The sequence below is a fragment of the Streptomyces taklimakanensis genome (assembly GCF_009709575.1).
Lineage (GTDB): Bacteria > Actinomycetota > Actinomycetes > Streptomycetales > Streptomycetaceae > Streptomyces > Streptomyces taklimakanensis.
Map to the genome: position 1 here is coordinate 2769884 of NZ_WIXO01000001.1, position 17462 is coordinate 2787345.

A 17462-nucleotide genomic window follows, 5' to 3' on the forward strand; every position below is an offset into this window, starting at 1 on the left:
GATCCGTCAGCGTCCGGCCCTGATCCGGTCCTCCTGGAGCGAGGTCAGGCGCAGCACCACCAGGATCGCCAGGACGGAGGCCGGAACGGTCAGCAGGTCCGTGAAGAGGGCCAGGGCCACGGTGCCCTCGGCATCGCCCACGGTGCCGTCCTCGTACCACGGCTCGCCGGTGATCCACCACCCCACGAGCGCCGTCAGCCACAGCGTCCACCAGCCGTTGAGCAGGCCGCGGTTGCCGCTCCTGCGAGGGCCGTACCAGGAGGCGGAGGAGGAGGTGGGATCACTGCGGTCGCAGACGTCGTTCACGATCTGTTTGGGCATGAAGAAGCAGACGATCGGCACGAACCAGGAGCCGACCGCCCACGCCGGGTGGTACCGCACCTGCCCCGGCGCGAACACCTCGGCGTTCGCCCGCACCCGCCAGAACCACACCAGCCACAGCACGACCGTCGGCAGGAAGAACAGCACGCTGAGGGCCAGCATCACGTCGGACGCGGTGGTCATCGCGTCGATGTCGAGGCCACTGGCCGCCAGGGAGGTCGACTCCCCCGAGAACCCGGAGGAGGACACCTCGTCCAGTTCGCTGGAGATCTCCAGGTCGACGAAGAACTTCACGCCCACGCACAGCAGCAGCGCGCTCAACGCGGCGCACAGCGCGAGCGACAGGCCGCGCGCCGAACGGGCGGCACGCGCTCCGAACCCGTTCGGGGCCGGGTAGGGGGCGGTGACCGGAGGCGGAGGCGTGGAGTGCCAGGACGGGCCGTGCCCGGCGTACGGCGCCGGCCCCGGGTACGGGCCGGTGGGGGGCGTCGGCCCCGTGGGGCCCGGGTGCCCCGAGTGGTACGCCGGCTGCGGTGGGACGGTCGGCCGCACGGGCGACGCGTACCCCGACGGACCGTGGCCGGGCGGCGGGGTGCCCGACACCACGGGCGGCGGCACGGACGGTACCGCGGGCGCGGACGGCCCCGCACCACCACCGACCGCACCGCCGACCGCACCGCCGACCGCGCGGGGGGCGAGGTCCCCGGACACGGCGTCCGGGTCCTCGCTGTCCAGGAGGCGGACGGCGTGCCGGCCGAGCTGGGCCAGCACCTCGCCCGGCAGCCAGGTCCCCCCGCCCGCCGGAGCGTGCTCCCGCACGCGGACGGCCAGGTCGTCCGGCGAGGGCCGGGCGGCGGGGTCCTTGGCCAGGCAGGCGCCCACCAGGTCCCGCAGCGGCCCCGCCAGGCCGGTCAGATCGGGCTCCTCCTGGGCGATGCTGAACAGCAACGCGTGGAAACCGCTGTCGGCCGTGCCGAACGGTATCCGCCCGGTGGCGGCGTAGGCGAGCACCGAGCCGAGACAGAAGACGTCACCGGCCGGGGTGACCCGCTCGCCGCGCACCTGCTCGGGCGACATGAAGCCCGGCGAACCGATGACCGCGCCGGTCTGCGTCAGCCCGCCGGAGGTGACCGAGTCCAGGGCACGGGCGATACCGAAGTCGATCACCTTCGGGCCGTCGATCGTCACCAGCACGTTGGACGGCTTGAGGTCCCGGTGGACCAGCCCGGCCCCGTGGATCACCCGCAGCGCCTCCACCAGCCCGGCGGCCAGCGCGTACACCGAGTGCTCGGGCAGCGGGCCGTAGTCGGTGTCCACCACCGCCTGGAGGGAGGGGCCGGCGATGTAGCCGGTGGCCACCCACGGCGTGGCCGCCTCGGTGTCGGCGTCCAGCACCGGCGCCGTCCACGCGCCGCCCACCCGCCGCGCGGCGGTGACCTCCTTGGCGAAGCGCTCCCGGAAGGCCGGTTGGCGGGCCAACTCCTCCTGGACGACCTTCACCGCGACCGTGCGCCCGCGGTCGGAGCGGGCCAGGTAGACCCGGCCCATTCCGCCGGCGCCCAGTCTGCCCAGCAGTCGGTACGCGCCCACCCAGCGCGGATCCCCGTCCCCCAGTGGTTCCATCGCGCGCGGCTCCTCCCCGTTCACCTCGTGCGTCGAGGATAGAGGGGCGGACGCACCCCGGTGGCGGCGGCGACCGATCCGTGACCGGCCCCACCGGCGCCCGGGGCGGCCCGGGGCGGCCGGCTAGCCGCCGCCCGGGGTGACCAGCCCCGACTCGTAGGCGAAGACGGCGGCCTGGGTGCGGTCGCGCAGCCCCAGTTTGACCAGCACCCGACTGACGTGGGTCTTCACGGTGGACTCGGCGACGACCAGCCGCCCGGCGATCTCCCCGTTCGACAGTCCCCGGGCCACCAGGGCCAGCACCTGCGTCTCCCGCTCGGTCAGGTCCCCGACCCGTTCCATGAGCGGGGCGCGCGGCCCGACGGTCGAGGCGAGCCGGGAGAACTCCGCGATCAGCCGTCGGGTGACGGTCGGCGCGAGCAGCGCATCGCCGCCCGCCACCGTCCGAACCCCCTCGGCGAGCTGCCCGGCGGAGGCGTCCTTGAGCAGGAATCCGCTCGCCCCGGCGCGCAGCGCCTGGTAGACGTACTCGTCCAGGTCGTAGGTGGTCAGGACCAGCACCCGGGCGGGCGCCCCGGAGGCGCAGATCTCACGGGTGGCGTCCAAGCCGTTGAGCTGCGGCATCCGGATGTCCATCAGCACCACGTCCGGGGCCAGTTCGGCGACCTTCTCCACGGCCTCGCGCCCGTTGACCGCCTCGCCCACCACCTCGATGCCCGGCTGGGCGTTCAGCAGGACCGAGAAGCCCTCGCGGACCATCATCTGATCGTCGGCGATCACCACCCGCACCGGCCGTCCGGGCCTCTCCGGCGAAGGGTTCAGCACGCCCCGCCCCCACCCGTCACGGTCCCCGCCTCCGCCGCCGCCTCGACGGACTCCGACCGCTCGCCCGGCAGGAACGCCTCGACCACGAACCCGCCGTCGTCCGTCGCCTCCGCCGTCAACTCGCCGCCGAGCATCGCCGCGCGCTCCCGCATCCCCAGCAACCCGTGCCCGGCGCCCGCGACGCCCTCGCCCCCCGACGACGCCTTCGCGAGCCCGTCCGGCGGTCCGTTGACGATCCGCAGGCCGAGCCCCATCGGCACGTACCCCAGCTCGATGCGGGCGGCCGCTCCGGGCGCGTGGCGCAGGGCGTTGCTGAGCGCCTCCTGCACGATGCGGTACGCCGACAGCTCCACGCCCTGCGGCAGGGTCCGCACGCGCCCGGTGGTGACCGATTCGACCTCCAGCCCGGCGCGGCGCACGTTGGCCAGCAGGTCGTCCAGTTCGGCGAGGGTGGGCTGCGGGGCCTCCGGGCCCCACTCGTCCAGGTCCGCGGGGAGGTCGGCCCGGACGACCCCCAGGACGCGACGGAGTTCGGTCAGCGCGGTGACGGCGTTCTCCCGGATGCCGGCCAGGGCCGCCACCAGTTCCTCGGGCGGGTCCTGCACCCGGTAGGGGGCCGCCTCCGCCTGGATGGCGACGACCGACATGTGGTGGGCGACCACGTCGTGCAGCTCACGGGCGATGGTGGTGCGCTCCTCCAGCAGCGTGCGCCGCGAGCGCTCCTCCTCGGCCACCGCGACCTGCTCGACGACCTGTCGCCGCGAGTCGCGCCAGCCGCGCAGGCAGAGCAGGAAGACGAGGGCCAGTCCGGAGACCACCGCCATGGCGAAGGAGTTCGTTCCGTACCCCTGCGCCCCCATCTCGGTGGCGGCCCAGCCGGCCAGGGCGGTCACCCACCACAGGTGGGCCGCCACCCGCGTCCGGGAGCGGGCCGCGACGATCAGCATCAGCACCAGGTGCGCGACGAAGGCCGCGACCGTCCACGGCCACGTGCTCCAGGAACTGCCGATGAACAGCACCACGACGAACAGGCCGGCGATCGACAGCCAGAAGGCTCCGACCGGCCGGAAGAGCACCAGGACCAGCGGCACGCCGAGGAGCAGGGCCCGGAGGAAGGCGTTTCCCTCGTCGTGGTAGCCGTCGGCCACCTCGACGAACATCAGCAGCAGCGCCAGGGCGACGACCGCCAGGTGCGGCAATCGACGGACGGGGCCGCGCACGGCGTCCGGCAGCCGGCGCAGCAGGGGGCGGTCCCCCGACAGCGCCGGCAGGGGGCGGAACGCGAAGGCCCCGGTCAGCAGGTCCTCGCGTAGACAGCGCAGGGCGTCACGGGCCATCCGCAGCTCGGTGGGCTGCCGGGAGCCGCCGGTCACGGTGGTCTTCGTCGTGTCGGTCACGGGAACGACCCTAGGGACCGCCGCCGCCCGAGTCGTCCGCCCGCGGTCGCATCCCGACGGGTCCGTCTCAGGTACCACACGCGCCCGCCAGCTCCGCCGCCAGTCGCCCGAAGGCGGCCGTGCCGGGGGTGACGGGGGCGTAGTGGCCGATGCCCGGCAGCTCGACCAGCTCCGCGGACCGGCGGACGGCCGCGTAGCGGCGGGACAGCTCCACGGGCACGTCCGCGTCCTCGGTGCCGTGCAGCAGCACCACGCGGACGGCCTCCCCCGGCGGCGGCAGCCGTACCGGGTCGGCCTCCGGCAGCCGGGCGGCGACGTGCTCCGCCCCGCCCAGCAGTTCGGCGACCGCGCCGCCGCTCAGGCCCAGTTCGTGGGCGCGCCCCAGATCGGCGACCGGGGCGACGGCGACCACCGCGCCCCGCACCAGACCGCGGGCCGCCGCCCACAGCGCCAGGTGCCCGCCCGCCGAGTGCCCGACCAGCGCCCGCGCCCCACCGAGCCCGGCCAGGTGTTCCAGGGCGGCGGCGACGTCGGTGAAGGTGCCCGGCCGGCCGCCGCCCCCGCCCACCCGCCGGTACTCCACCAGCGCCACCCGGGCCCCGTGGCCGTCCGCCAGCGCGGCGGCGAGCGGCGAGAGGTGGGTCCGGTCGTACGCCTCGCGCCAGAAGCCGCCGTGCAGGACGGCCACCAGGGGGGCGTCGGCCGGTCCGTACAGGTCGATCACCTGCGAGGGGTGGGGGCCGTACCGCTCGGTGACGGGCGGCGCCACCGGGGCCAGGCCCAGCAGCGCCGCCTCCTCCGCCTCGTTGACGGTTCGGTCCCCGTCCCGTTCCCCGCGGCCCACGGTCAGACGGCGCGGTCCGCCAACACCTCGCCCAGGACGCGGGCGGCCAGTTCGGCGTCGGCGAACGAGGTGTACAGCGGGGTGAAGCCGAAGCGCAGCACGTCCGGACGGCGGAAGTCGCCCACCACGCCGCGCGCGACCAGCTCGGCCATCACCTCGCCCGCGTCCGGACAGCGCAACGCGATCTGGCTGCCGCGCCGGGCGTGCTCGGTCGGGGTGACGCACTCCACCCGCCCGGCCGGGGCGTACGCCTCGACGCAGCGCAGGAAGAAGTCGGTCAGGGCCAGGCTCTTGGCGCGCACGGCCGTGATGTCCACGCCGTCCCAGACCGTCAGCGCCTCCTCCAGAGCCAGCATGGAGAGGATGTCCGGCGTGCCGACCCGGCCGCGCACCGCGCCCTCGGCGGGCTCGTACGCGGGGCTCATGCCGAACGGGTCGGCGTGCGAGTTCCACCCGGGCAGCGGCGAGTCGAAGCGCTGCTGGAGGTCGCCGCGGACGTACAGGTACGCGGGGGCGCCGGGGCCGCCGTTGAGGTACTTGTACGTGCAGCCCACCGCCAGGTCCACGCCGTGCTCGTCCAGGCCGACCGGGAGGGCGCCGGCGCTGTGGCACAGGTCCCACACGGCGTACGCCCCGGCCTCGTGGACGGCGGCGGTGATGCCGGGCAGGTCGTGCAGCTCACCGGTGCGGTAGTCGACGTGGTTGACCAGGACGGCGGCGGTGCGCGGCCCGACCGAGCCGGGAAGGCCCTCGGCCGGCAGCGCGCGGACGGCGGCGCCGGTCAGTCGGGCGGCGGAGGCGGCGATGTAGCCGTCGGTGGGGAAGGTGGTCTCGTCGACCAGCAGGTCGGTGCGGGCCGGGTTGTCCTCCTGCGCCATCCGGACGGCGGCGACGACGGCCTTGAGGACGTTGACGCTGGTGGAGTCGCCCACCACGATCCGCCCCGGCGCGGCCCCGACCAGCGGGGCGATCCGGTCGCCGATCCGCTCGGGCGCGGTCCACCAGCCGGACTCCGTCCAGGAACGGATGCGCAACCGCCCCCACTCCCGCTCCACCACCTCGGCGACGCGGGCGGGCACGGTGCGGGGCAGCGCGCCCAGGGAGTTGCCGTCGAGGTAGACGACGGGCTCTCCCCGCTCGTCCTCCAGGACGAAGCCGGCGCGGCGGTCGGCCAGTTCGTCGACGGCGTCGAGCTTCGCCGCCTCCTCGCGCAGGGCGGTGGCCTTCGAGGTCTCAGACATGGCTACGGGCCGTCCACAGTTCGGGAAAGACGTTCTTGCGGGCCCGCTTCTCCAGCCAGGCCACCCCGGCGGAGCCACCGGTTCCCTGCTTGGAGCCCATCGCGCGGCGGGTGGCGACCAGGTGGTCGTTGCGCCATCGCCAGACCTGCTCGGCCACCTCGGTCAGCGCCTCGCCCAGGCGCAGCAGTTCGCCCTCGGGGTCGCCGGAGTAGATCCGGGCCCAGACCGCCTCGACCCGCTCGTCGGGCTCGTACCGCCGGGAGACGTCCCGGTTCAGGACCTCCTCGGGGACGTCCTCGCCCCGGCGGGCGAGGTAGCGCAGCACCTCGTCGTACAGGCTCGGCTCGTGCAGCGCCTTCTCCAGCTCGTCGTGGACGCGCGGGGCACCGCGGTGCGGGACGAGCATCGACGCGGACTTCTCGCCGAGCATGAACTCCAGGCGCCGGTACATCGCGGACTGGAAGCCGGACCCCTCACCGAGGGCGCCGCGGTAGGCGTTGAACTGCGCCGGGGTGAGGTGGGCCAGCGGCTCCCAGGAGGCGTTGAGGGAGCGCATCTCGTAGACGGACCGCCGCAGGGCCGCCAGCGCGGTGCGCGGGTCGTCCTCGCGCAGCGCCCGGCAGGCGATCGTCCACTCGTGGACGATGACGGTGAACCACAGCTCCATGACCTGCGTGGTCACCAGGAAGGACATCTCCCCGGGATCGTCGGAGAGGGGGTGCTGGAGGTGGGTGAGGACGTCCGCCTTGACGTAGTCCTCGTACGGCGTGGTGCCCGCGAAGTCGAGGTTCGGTTCCTCCTCCGGGGCGGGATGGGCCCCGGGGCCCGTCCCCGGCGGCTGGGGTGTCTGTGCTGCGGACATGCGTGGATCTCCTTGCGCGCTCGCCCGGGGTCGCCGGGCCTTCTCCGCAGATCATCGGTTCGAGGCCCGGCGACGGCAAGAGGAGGACGGAAAGCCGTCAGGACAGCGTGGCCGCGGCGGTGGGCGAACTCTCCTTCAGGAAGGTGGTGCAGCGCTCGTACTCCTCCTGCTCCCCGATGGCCTTGGCCGCACGGGCCAGGGCGTGGAGGGCGCGCAGGAAGCCCCGGTTCGGCTCGTGCTCGAACGGGATCGGCCCGTGCCCCTTCCAGCCGCTGCGGCGCAGGGCGTCCAGCCCCCGGTGGTAGCCGGTGCGGGCGTACGCGTACGACTCCACGTGGCGCCCCGCGGCGAAGGCGTCGTCCGCGAGTTGGGCCCAGGCCAGGGAGGAGGCCGGGTACTTCGCGGCGACCTCGACGGGCGCGGTGCCCGCGGCGAGCAGCTCGCGGGGCTCGGGGTCGTCGGGAAGGCGGGTCGGGGGCGGTCCCCCGAGCAGGTTCTCGTGAATGGCCATGGCCCCAGTCTGCCTGGTCCCCGTCGGCACGCGGCGATCCCCGTCGGTGTAAGGCGGTGGAGGACGGTGGTGAGGGACGGTGAGGGACGGTGAGGGACGGTGAGGGACGGTACGCGGCGGGCCCGGCACCAAGGGTGCCGGGCCCGTCACGCGGTGGTGCCCCGGCGCCGCGCGCCGTGACACCACCGTCGTTCGCTCGTCAGCCGCTCCGGCGGCTCACTTCAGGCGGGTGCCGGTGGAGCGCAGGTCGGCGCAGGCCTTGGCCACCCGCTCGGCCATGCCCTTCTCGGCCAGCTTGCCCCAGCTACGCGGGTCGTAGGTCTTCTTGTTGCCGACCTCGCCGTCCACCTTCAGCACACCGTCGTAGTTGCGGAACATGTGGTCCGCGACCGGACGGGTGAAGGCGTACTGGGTGTCGGTGTCGAGGTTCATCTTCACCACGCCGTTGTCCAGCGCGGTGGCGATCTCCTGCTCGGTGGAGCCGGAGCCGCCGTGGAAGACGAAGTCGAAGGGGCTCTGCTTGCCGAACTTGGCGGCCACGCCCTCCTGGAGGTCCTTCAGCAGCTCGGGGCGGAGCACGACGTTGCCCGGCTTGTAGACGCCGTGGACGTTGCCGAAGGAGGCGGCCAGCAGGTAGCGGCCCTTCTCGCCCAGGCCCAGCGCCTCGGCGGTGCGGATGGCGTCCTCGACGGTGGTGTACAGCTCGTCGTTGATCTCGTGGCTGACGCCGTCCTCCTCGCCGCCGGTCGGGGTGATCTCGACCTCAAGGATGATCTTGGCGGCCTTGGCCGCGGCCAGCAGCTCCTGGGCGATCTCCAGGTTGTCGGCCAGGGTCTCGGCCGAACCGTCCCACATGTGGGACTGGAACAGCGGGTTCATGCCCGCCTCGACGCGCTTGCGGGAGAGCTCCAGGAGCGGACGGACGTAACCGTCCAGCTTCTCCTTGGGGCAGTGGTCGGTGTGCAGGGCGACGTTGACCGGGTACTTCTCCGCGACGATGTGCGCGAACTCGGCCAGCGCCACCGCGCCGGTCACCATGTCCTTGTTGTACTGACCGCCCAGGAACTCGGCGCCGCCCGTGGAGATCTGGATGATGCCGTCGCTCTCCGCCTCGGCGAAACCGCGCAGCGCGGCGTGGAGCGTCTGCGTCGAGGTCACGTTGATGGCGGGGTAGGCGAACCTGCCTGCCTTCGCCCTGTCGAGCATCTCGCTGTAGACCTCGGGGGTTGCGATGGGCATCTGTCCGCTCCTTGGTGTGCGAAAGCTGTTCGGCTCTGGTGTGGGTCAACGGAACGACGTCATCGTCGCCCCCATACTCCCAGACGGACGCGCGTGCCCGACCTCCGCGTCCACTCCGGAGTGGAAGTGGGGTGAAAACCCCGGACGGAGCCCCGGGGAAGAGGGGCAGGGAGGCGGGCGGCGGATGGCGCCCCCCGCCCCGCCGGCCGGGTCACGGCGAGACGCCCCACACCGCCGGCCGGGTCACGGTGCGTCACCGTTTCACGTGAAACAGTGCGCCACACGGCCCTCCCCCGGTTGCCCACCCGGTCTGTGACGGACGGGCTTCCGGGGGAGGCTCAGACTCACTTCAGGCCCAGGTCCCGGAGCCCGTAGGCCTGGTAGTACGGCAGCCCGGCCTCCTCGATCGCCGGGGCGGCACCACGTTCGACGATCACGGCCACGCCCACCACCTCGGCGCCGGCCTCCCGCAGCGCCTCGACCGCCGTGAGGACCGAACCTCCCGTGGTGGAGGTGTCCTCGACGGCCAACACCCGGCGGCCCGCCACGTCCGGCCCCTCGATCCGGCGCTGGAGGCCGTGGGCCTTGCCCGCCTTGCGGACGACGAAGGCGTCCAGCTTCCGTCCGCGCGCGGCCGCCGCGTGCAGCATCGCCGTGGCCACCGGGTCGGCGCCGAGGGTCAGACCGCCCACCGCGTCGTACTCGACGTCCGCGGTCAGGTCGAGCAGCACCTGCCCGACCAGCGGGGCCGCCTCGGCGTCCAGGGTGATCCGGCGGAGATCGACGTAGTAGTCGGCCTCCTTGCCGGAGGAGAGGGTCACCCTGCCGTGGACCACGGCCTTGTCCTGGATCTGCCGCAGCAGCTTCTCGCGCGCGTCGCTCATGCCGACGAGCCTAAGCCAGGCTCCCTTCCGGCCCCGCGTCCGGGCGGCGCCACGACCAGGTGGTGGACACCTCCAACGGGTCGATGGGCGTGACCAGACGGGGATGGGTGTTGAGACCGTTGGGCGGACCCGTCTGCGGTTCGACGCAGACGGCCTCGGGCTGCTCGTCGTAGACCACCGCCCATTCGGCGCGGCTGGTGACCCTCAACTCCAGCTCACCGGGCCAGGTCAACGTCACGTCCACCCCGTCCGGCATCCCGAAGCAGTCGTCCCAGGGGCCGGGGCGGGGCTCCACACGGCGGCCGGTGGGAAGGTGGTCCGCGCCGCGCTCCTCCTGCCAGGCGGGGGAGAAGTCCAGCTCGACGTCCCCTCCGCCGCGCCCCAGGTTGCGCAGGAACCAGGGGTGCCAGCCGGCCTGGGCCGGGAAGGAGTCCTCGACGGTCTCCACCCCCAGGGTGAGGGTGAGGCCGCTGCCGTCCTCGGCCAGCTCCACCACCTGGGTCACCCGACCGGACCAGGGCCACGGGTCGGTGAGGTCACGGTAGAAGGCCGCGGTCCGCTCGTCCCCGCGGACCATCCGCCAGGGGACATCGCGGACGGTGCCGTGGATGGCGTGCTCCCCGGCGGTCACGGGGAGCTGATAGCGCTCGCCGCCGTTGAGGAAGCGCCCCTGACGGGTCCTGCCGCACCAGGGAACCATCACGAACGAGCCGTACCGCTCGCCCTGTCGCAGCACCTCCGTACCGCCGATGCGCAGCGAGGAGAGCCGGCAGCCGTTGCGGGGATCGATGGTCACCTCGGCGTCGCCGGCCCGCAGCCGCACTTCGCTCTCTGTGTCATGGGCCTCTTGGACAGTCACGTCCACGACCTTAACCGCGTCGGGCGCGGTGGACCCGGTGATCGACGGCCGTGTGGGCGGCGGAGCCGTCGGCAGGGGGCGTCGGCGGAGGTCTCGACAGGGGCGGCGGGCGGAAGCCGTCAGCGGCGGCGGGCGGAAGCCGTCAGCGGCGGCGGCGCAGCACGCGGCCCACGACGACGGCCGATGCCAGCACCAGCGCGGCGGCCGGAGCGGCCCAGCGCAGTACGGCCGCGGCGGAGTCGTCGCCGGCGGGCGGAGGCACGGGGGCGTAGCGGCCGCGCGGTGGGGCGTGGTCCACCTCCTCGGCGCTGCGCCCGATCATCGTCCGGCGGGCGTGGGCCGCCTCGGCCTCGACGGGCTCCACCGGCTCCTCGCCCAGCACGCCGTCCAGATCACCGTCCAGATCGCCGCCCAGATCATCGTCCAGATCGCCGCCCAGATCACCGTCCAGGCCGCCGGCCGGATCACCGCCCAGCCCGTCGAACCCGGCGGTGAACTCCCCGCGCCCGAAGGTCGCCTCGCCCTCCTCGCCGGTGTCGCCCCGGGCGCCCCCGAGGTCCCCGCCGGGCGCCTCGTCGCTCTCCGGCTCCAGGGACGAGGGCGGCACCTCCACGTCCGAGACGTCCCGCGCCCGCTCCTGCGGCACCCCGGACTCCTCGGCCTCCCCTTCGGCGGCCCTGTTGTCCCTGGCCTCCGCCGAGGCGGGGGTCTCGGGCGCGGGGATGCCGGGGATGACGGGCTCGTTGTCGTCGGGTTCGCCGATCCCGCCGGGCGCGGCGATCGTGCCGCCCGAGTCCGCCGGGCCGACCGGATCGGCCGCCATGCTCGCCGCCAACTCGCCCCCGAACCGGTCCAACAGGCGGCGGCCCGCGGTGAGCCGCTGTTTCTCCTCGAACTCGGTGATCCGTCCGCCGCCGCGCAGCTCGGCGGTGCACACGAGGGTGGTGCCCGCACCGTCGTCCGCCGGACGGGGCACCACCGTCATGGTCAGCTCCACCGAACCGTCGCCCCGTGACTCGGCACCCTCGCCGCGGACGACGTACTCCTCCTCCGGGCCGTCGTCGGCCGCGCCGTCGCCCGCGCCGCGCGCCCGCGGGGACAGGTGGAGAGCACCCCAGTAGGTGATGCTGGAGCCGCCGATCCGTACCCGCAGCCGCCCCCGGAGCGCCACGACGCTCCCGGACGGTGTCGCCTTCCCCTCGGGCTCCTCGGGCTCCGGCCGCTCCTCGGGCTGGAGCCCCGGCACACAGCGCGCGACGCGCTCCGGATCTGCGAGCGCCGCCCGTACGGCTCTGGCGGCGAACGGGACGTACACCTCATGCTCCATGGGGCGGAGCCTACCCAGTACCTCCTCCGCGCGTACCCGGCCGCGCGGACATCGGCACGTCGCGGTCCGGCACCCGTGGTCCACCGGCTCCCGTCGTCTCAATTCCGGTAGCGGGGGTGCAACAGGGTGGAGACGGGCAGGCCGGTGATCCGGTCCCGGCGCGCCCGTGCCGCCGAACGCCGCAGCTCCTCGGGGGCGAAGGCGTGGCGGGCGGGGCCGTTCGGATCCAGACCGAGGCGGGGCGCGGTGCCGTGGGCGGCCAGGACGAACCCCCAGTCGTCCGGCCGCTCCGGGGCGTCGGACAGCCGTCCCCGCACCGTGTAGGGCGCGGTGCGCAGCCCCGCCGCCCGCACGGTGGTCTCCACCGTCCAGTACGTGCGCGGCCGTTCCCCGGCCGGACCCGCGTGCACCACCAGCCGTCCCCGCTCGGCGAGCGCACGCGCGGCCATGCCGAAGAACTCCCGTGAGTACAGCCGGCTGTTGGCCGAGTCGCCGGAGTCCGGCAGGTCGGAGACGATCACGTCGTAGGGCGGCCGGTCCGAGCCCGGCCAGGAGCGCAACCAGTCGAAGGCGTCACCGGTCTCGACCCGCACCCGTGGATCGTCCAGCGCGCGCTCGGTGGCGCGGCTGAGCACCGGATCGGTGCGGGCCAGTTCGACCAGGCCCGGATCGGGCTCCACCACGGTGACCGATCCGACCTCCGGGTGGCGCAGCACCTCGCGCAGCGCGAAGCCGTCGCCGCCGCCCAGGACCAGCACCCTGCCGCGCGGTCCTTCCGCCATCGCGGGGTGGACCAGCGCCTCGTGGTAGAGGCGCTCGTTCCTGCCGCACACCCGCAACCGGCCGTCCAGGAACAGTCCGAAGTCGCCTCCCCCGCCGGCGCCGCCGGTGTGGGAGCCGCCCTCGGCGAGCGCGATCTCGTGGACGGCGGTCGTCACCACCGCCCGCACCTCACCGTCGTACACCGCCTGGCGCGCGGCCCGCTCGAAGGAGTCGACGACGACGGCACAGGTGAGCAGCAGGGCCATCACCACCGCGTTGACGAGCACCAGCAGACGGCGTGAGCGCCGGGAGAGGTCCCCTCCGAACAGCCACAGCACCAGCGCGCCGCCCGCTGCGGCGTTCACCGTGCCGACCGCCAGGGCGCCCGAGAGCTGCCCCAGCAGCGGCAGGAGCAGGAAGGGGAAGGCGAGGCCGCCGACGAGGGCTCCGACGTAGTCGGCGGCGAACAGGTCCGCCACCGCGCCGCCCGCGTCCTGTGCCCTGACGCGCTGGATGAGGACCATCAGCAGCGGCATCTCGGCACCGATGAGCACCCCGATGACCAGGGAGAAGCCGATCAGCACCACCTGGGAGCCGCCGACCCAGGCGAAGTACGCGTACAGGACCATCGCCGAGCAGCCGCCGAAGAGGGCCAGCAGCGCCTCGACGATCCCGAACCCGACCGCCGCGCGGGTGCGCAGTCGTTTGGCGAGCAGCGATCCCAGCCCCATGGCGAAGACCATCACCGACAGCACCACGGAGGTGCGGGTGACGGAGTCGCCGGCCAGGTACGAGCCGAGCGCCACGAGTTCGAGCTCGTAGACCAGGCCGCAGGCGGCGCAGAGGAAGACCGCGACCAGGACGAGGAACCGGCCGACCCCGGCCGGCACGGGCAGCCGAGCCTGTTCCTGCCGCGGCACCGGTGCCGGTGCCCGTGCCTGCTCCGAAGCGTGTTCCGGCACCGCCTCGTGCCCCGGCGCCGGGCCGGGTGGCCCCGCCGGTACGGAAGCGGGCGTTTCGATCATGCCGGGAACGGTACGTGACCCCAAACGCCGGACTTGTCACCCACATGGGTGCAATGCCTCGCACACACGGGCGGGCGACGCGCGAGGTCCGCACCGCGCGGGGCGCACACACACGTCCGCCGCCCCGCACGCGACGTTCGCGTCCGGGGCGGAGTACGCGTCCCGCGCGGTGCGGGGCCGGTCTCACACCCCCGCGAGCTCCGGCTCCCGAACCCGCGCGTCGACTCTCGTGTGCGTCACGACGATCCGTCTCTCCTGCGGGTACGCGTGCCAGCTCCGCCAGTGCACCTGGCCGCCGAGGCGCTGGACCAGCAGGGCGGTGAAGGCGTACGGGCTGCCCGGGAAGGTTCCGGCCAGTCCGTGCGGGTGGTCCGCGACGAGCGCGAGCAACTCCTGGGCGCGCCCCGCGAACGAACCGCCGGAGAGCTTCTCGACGCGTGCCGCGAACGCGTACTCCCAGTCGTCGATCCGCTTGGAGACCCCCAGCGGCAGGGGCGTCCTGCTGCCGGGAATGCACGCCACGGTCTCGGAACAGGAAGGCCCGCCCTCCTCGTCGAGCAGCACCTGGTGCGAGGCGCCGAGCAGCCGCAACTGGATCCGGATGCCCGGCAGTGCGAGGTCCAGCTTCGCCAGGGCGGGCATGGGCTCGAGTCCGAGCGCCCAGGCGAGGTCACCGGCGCGGGTATCGGTGTACGAGGTGTTCAGAGTGGTGAGCATGGATCGGCTCCGCAACGCAGTGAGGGCGGCCGGCACACCCCCGGACCGAGGCACCCCGTCTGGGAGCGGAGGGGGTGTCTGTCGCCGGCTCGTGCCCACGTGGATCCGGGTACATCAGTCACCGAACCACGGAACACGCGGGGCCTACAGGCTTTTCACCCACCTTCGTCGTTTTTCCATACCAGAGGGGACCTGTCAGCTCATATGTTCCCCTCACGATGACGCAACCGCCGTACGGGTGAACGACTTCAGGAACCACCGCCGCATCCGCCGCCCCCGCCACCCCCGCCGCACGAGAAACCGCCGCCGGACGAACCACCGTCCGAGGAGCCACCGTCGAAGAAGGCGAACCCCCCGCCGCCACCCGACGCGCCCGAGGCCCCGCCACCACGGCGCCGGCCCTTCGCGGACCGGCCCCCCGCGGACCGGACCACCGCCATGAGCACGGCCACCGGAATCAGAACCGACCAGAAGACGATGAAACCCGCCATGATGCCCCTCCCTCGTCCGTGTTCCCCGTCTGGGGCCTGACGGCACGATCCCCCTTCGCGACCGGCGCCAAAGCCGAGTTGAGGAACTCCAGAGGTTGGGCACCGGGACCGGTCGAACAGCGGGGCCGGCCCGGAAGGCCGGCCGGATCCCGGCCGCGGACGAACCTCAGTCGCCGCCTCCGCCCCCGCACGAACCGCCGTCCGAGGAACCGCCGTCCGAGGAACCGCCATCGCCCCACCAGCCGCCGCTGCCGCCACTGCCGCCGTCGGACGAGCCGCCCGAACCGCCGGCGCGGCGGCCCGAGCCCCGGCTCCCCCGCACCACGACGACCACCACGAGCACCAACAGCCCCACCAGACAGACGACGAGGAACTCCACGTCGCTCCCCCCTCTCCGCGCCCAGCGCCCTCGCGCTCACCGGCCCGCCCGCTTCCTCCGCCCGGGCGGGCACCCTCCATGGTCCACGACCGTCCGCGGCGAGGTTGAGGAACCCCCCGCTCCCGGCGGAGGATGGCCGCCATGACCGCCACCGGACGCCCCCTGCTCAACCGCCGCCTCGCCGAGTTCGGCACCACCGTCTTCGCCGAGATGTCGGCGCTGGCGGTGGCGACCGGCTCGATCAACCTCGGCCAGGGCTTCCCCGACACCGACGGCCCCGAGTCCGTGCGGGAGGCCGCCGTACGGGCGCTGCGCGACGGCCGCGGCAACCAGTACCCGCCCGGCCCCGGCATCCGGGAGCTGCGCGCCGCCGTCGCCGGGCACCAGCGCCGCTTCCACGGCCTGGAGTACGACCCGGAGACCGAGGTCCTGGTCACCGCCGGCGCCACCGAGGCCATCGCCGCCGCCCTGCTGGCCCTGGTGGAGCCCGGCGACGAGGTGATCGCCCTGGAGCCGTACTACGACTCCTACGCCGCCTGCGTCGCCCTGGCCGGCGGCGTCCGCGTCCCCGTCACCCTGCGCCCCACCACCGACCCCGCGCCCGCCTACCGCCTGGACCCGGACGAGCTGCGCGCCGCCGTCACGCCCCGCACCCGGCTGCTCCTGCTCAACACCCCGCACAACCCCACCGGCACCGTCCTCGGCCGCGAGGAGCTGACCGCGATCGCCGAGCTGGCCGTCGAGCGCGATCTGCTGGTCGTCACCGACGAGGTCTACGAGCACCTGGTCTTCGACGGCGAGCACGTCCCCATCGCCTCCCTGCCCGGGATGCGCGAGCGGACGGTGACGATCTCCTCCGCCGGCAAGACGTTCTCGTTCACCGGCTGGAAGGTCGGCTGGGTGACGGGCACGCCGGAGCTGGTGGCGGCGGTGCGGTCGGCCAAGCAGTACCTGACGTACGTCTCGGCGGGCCCCTTCCAGTACGCGGTCGCCGAGGCCCTCGCCCTGCCGGACGACTACTACACGACGCTGCGCGAGGACCTGCGCGCCAAGCGGGACCTGCTGGTCGACGGCCTGCGGGCGGTGGGCCTCACCGTCTACCGCCCGGCCGGCACCTACTTCGTCACCACCGACATCCGCCCGCTGGGCGAGAAGGACGGCGTCGCCTTCTGCCGCGCGCTCCCCGAGCGCTGCGGCGTCGTCGCCGTCCCCAACGCGGTCTTCTACGACCGCGCGGAGGAGGGCGCGCACTTCGTCCGCTTCGCGTTCTGCAAGCGCGAGGAGGTCCTGCGGGAGGCCGTGGAGCGCCTGCGGCGGCTGTGAGACCGGGCTTGGGGGCCGGGCTTTGGGGCCGGCGGGCCGGTGCGCCGCTCGGGCCACCGACCGCCGGGCGGCTCCCTCCCCCGGGGCGGCGCCGGACCGCGCCGCCCCGGACGCACCGCGGCCCCGGACACGGGCCGGAGGAACCGGTCCCGTGCCCGGGGCCGCGCGGGGCCTCGGACGGGCGGAGCGGGAGGAGTCAGCCCTCGCCGTCACCGTCGCCGTCGACGTCCTTGGCGAGGCCGAGCTGCTCGACGAGCCAGCGGTCGAACTCGACCGAGGCGCGCACCCAGCTCACCGTGCTGGAGACGAAGTGCTCCAGGGAGACGCCGACGCCGATCAGCATCTGGGCCTCGCCGATGAGACGGACGGTGCCGTCGTCGTGCGTGTGGCTGTAGACCTTCGGCCACAGCGTGCGGCGGTTCCAGTCGTCGATCAGTTCCAGCAGGCGGGTCTTGTCCTCGATCGCGTGCGGGCGGTCGTAGAACGTCCGGACGGAGAAGACCTGCTGCTCCTTCTCGCCCCGGAACATGAAGTAGGTGCGGAACTCCTCCCACGGCGCCGCGAGGTCACCCTCGTCGTCGACGACGTACTTCAGCTCCATCTGGTCGAGCAGCTGCTTGACGAGGTCCTGGTCGGGGACGATGGGCCCGGCGGGCCCCGTCGGCTGCTGCTTCTCGGGCTCCTGGCCCCCGAAGCTCGGGATCGAGGACGGGTCGATGCTCACCGTGGACTTCCCTTCATACGATTCCTGCCATCCTCCCTCACCCCGGCCCGGTGATGGCAAGCCCGGGCCTTCCGCATCGGCCGTCGGACTGACGCGGCCGGCGTGTGG

At 73.9% G+C, this 17462-nt stretch carries 16 protein-coding genes; 1 reads left to right on the plus strand and 15 read right to left on the minus strand.

All coding sequences use genetic code 11. The annotated features are described in order from the left end of the window. Positions 1-6: 6 nt before the first annotated feature. From F0L17_RS12050 to F0L17_RS12115, 14 genes are all read right to left on the minus strand, one after another. Entirely contained in the window at positions 7-1944 is a 1938-nt protein-coding gene (locus tag F0L17_RS12050; protein ID WP_155071069.1) for a protein kinase domain-containing protein, read from the minus strand. Positions 1945-2067: 123 nt separating this feature from the next. Further along, a complete protein-coding gene (locus F0L17_RS12055) occupies positions 2068-2766 on the minus strand; it encodes a response regulator (RefSeq protein WP_274389126.1) in 699 nt (232 codons plus the stop codon). After that, the gene (locus tag F0L17_RS12060; RefSeq protein WP_338018053.1) at positions 2763-4166 is read right to left on the minus strand and encodes a sensor histidine kinase; all 1404 of its coding nucleotides are present in this window, start codon (positions 4164-4166) and stop codon (positions 2763-2765) included. Before F0L17_RS12060 ends, F0L17_RS12055 begins: the two co-directional genes overlap by 4 nt. Positions 4167-4233: 67 nt before the next feature. Next, positions 4234-5010, minus strand: a complete 777-nt coding sequence (locus F0L17_RS12065) for an alpha/beta fold hydrolase (protein ID WP_162466102.1) — start codon at positions 5008-5010, stop codon at positions 4234-4236. A gap of 2 nt (positions 5011-5012) precedes the next feature. Next, positions 5013-6251, minus strand: a complete 1239-nt coding sequence (gene kynU, locus F0L17_RS12070) for a kynureninase (protein WP_155071070.1) — start codon at positions 6249-6251, stop codon at positions 5013-5015. After that, positions 6244-7113, minus strand: a complete 870-nt coding sequence (locus F0L17_RS12075; protein WP_155071071.1) for a tryptophan 2,3-dioxygenase family protein — start codon at positions 7111-7113, stop codon at positions 6244-6246. Before F0L17_RS12075 ends, kynU begins: the two co-directional genes overlap by 8 nt. Positions 7114-7210: 97 nt before the next feature. After that, positions 7211-7624, minus strand: a complete 414-nt coding sequence (locus F0L17_RS12080) for a DUF3151 domain-containing protein (protein WP_155071072.1) — start codon at positions 7622-7624, stop codon at positions 7211-7213. A gap of 216 nt (positions 7625-7840) precedes the next feature. Next, on the minus strand, positions 7841-8863 hold the full coding sequence (fbaA, locus tag F0L17_RS12085) for a class II fructose-bisphosphate aldolase (RefSeq protein WP_155071073.1): 1023 nt from the start codon (positions 8861-8863) through the stop codon (positions 7841-7843). A 344-nt stretch (positions 8864-9207) separates the two neighbouring features. Continuing rightward, a complete protein-coding gene (pyrE, locus tag F0L17_RS12090) occupies positions 9208-9747 on the minus strand; it encodes an orotate phosphoribosyltransferase (protein ID WP_155071074.1) in 540 nt (179 codons plus the stop codon). A 10-nt stretch (positions 9748-9757) separates the two neighbouring features. Continuing rightward, the gene (locus F0L17_RS12095; RefSeq protein WP_338018054.1) at positions 9758-10606 is read right to left on the minus strand and encodes an aldose epimerase family protein; all 849 of its coding nucleotides are present in this window, start codon (positions 10604-10606) and stop codon (positions 9758-9760) included. A gap of 142 nt (positions 10607-10748) precedes the next feature. Then, the gene (locus tag F0L17_RS12100; protein WP_155071076.1) at positions 10749-11933 is read right to left on the minus strand and encodes an SRPBCC family protein; all 1185 of its coding nucleotides are present in this window, start codon (positions 11931-11933) and stop codon (positions 10749-10751) included. A 98-nt stretch (positions 11934-12031) separates the two neighbouring features. Beyond that, entirely contained in the window at positions 12032-13720 is a 1689-nt protein-coding gene (locus tag F0L17_RS12105; protein WP_155071077.1) for a polyamine aminopropyltransferase, read from the minus strand. Between the two features lie 183 nt (positions 13721-13903). Further along, positions 13904-14437, minus strand: a complete 534-nt coding sequence (locus F0L17_RS12110) for a DUF2617 family protein (protein WP_155071078.1) — start codon at positions 14435-14437, stop codon at positions 13904-13906. 657 nt (positions 14438-15094) lie between these two features. Then, positions 15095-15307 carry a hypothetical protein gene (locus F0L17_RS12115; protein ID WP_162466103.1) on the minus strand — a complete coding sequence of 71 codons (213 nt, stop codon included), beginning with the start codon at positions 15305-15307 and terminating at the stop codon, positions 15095-15097. Between the two features lie 141 nt (positions 15308-15448). On the opposite strand from F0L17_RS12115, the gene F0L17_RS12120 reads away from it, so the two are divergent. Continuing rightward, positions 15449-16630 carry a pyridoxal phosphate-dependent aminotransferase gene (locus F0L17_RS12120; RefSeq protein ID WP_420802413.1) on the plus strand — a complete coding sequence of 394 codons (1182 nt, stop codon included), beginning with the start codon at positions 15449-15451 and terminating at the stop codon, positions 16628-16630. A gap of 196 nt (positions 16631-16826) precedes the next feature. Here F0L17_RS12120 and F0L17_RS12125 read toward each other — a convergent pair whose 3' ends face one another. Next, positions 16827-17354, minus strand: a complete 528-nt coding sequence (locus F0L17_RS12125) for a YbjN domain-containing protein (RefSeq protein ID WP_162466104.1) — start codon at positions 17352-17354, stop codon at positions 16827-16829. Between the last annotated feature and the right edge of the window lie 108 nt (positions 17355-17462).

Bases quoted from the DNA above. Each gene is read 5' to 3' on its own strand.
- F0L17_RS12120 (WP_420802413.1), top strand. From the start codon at position 15,449: ATGACCGCCACCGGACGCCCCCTGCTCAACCGCCGCCTCGCCGAGTTC.
- F0L17_RS12050 (WP_155071069.1), bottom strand. From the start codon at position 1,944: ATGGAACCACTGGGGGACGGGGATCCGCGCTGGGTGGGCGCGTACCGA.
- F0L17_RS12110 (WP_155071078.1), bottom strand. From the start codon at position 14,437: ATGCTCACCACTCTGAACACCTCGTACACCGATACCCGCGCCGGTGAC.
- F0L17_RS12105 (WP_155071077.1), bottom strand. From the start codon at position 13,720: ATGATCGAAACGCCCGCTTCCGTACCGGCGGGGCCACCCGGCCCGGCG.
- F0L17_RS12100 (WP_155071076.1), bottom strand. From the start codon at position 11,933: ATGGAGCATGAGGTGTACGTCCCGTTCGCCGCCAGAGCCGTACGGGCG.
- pyrE (WP_155071074.1), bottom strand. From the start codon at position 9,747: ATGAGCGACGCGCGCGAGAAGCTGCTGCGGCAGATCCAGGACAAGGCC.
- F0L17_RS12075 (WP_155071071.1), bottom strand. From the start codon at position 7,113: ATGTCCGCAGCACAGACACCCCAGCCGCCGGGGACGGGCCCCGGGGCC.
- F0L17_RS12080 (WP_155071072.1), bottom strand. From the start codon at position 7,624: ATGGCCATTCACGAGAACCTGCTCGGGGGACCGCCCCCGACCCGCCTT.
- kynU (WP_155071070.1), bottom strand. From the start codon at position 6,251: ATGTCTGAGACCTCGAAGGCCACCGCCCTGCGCGAGGAGGCGGCGAAG.
- fbaA (WP_155071073.1), bottom strand. From the start codon at position 8,863: ATGCCCATCGCAACCCCCGAGGTCTACAGCGAGATGCTCGACAGGGCG.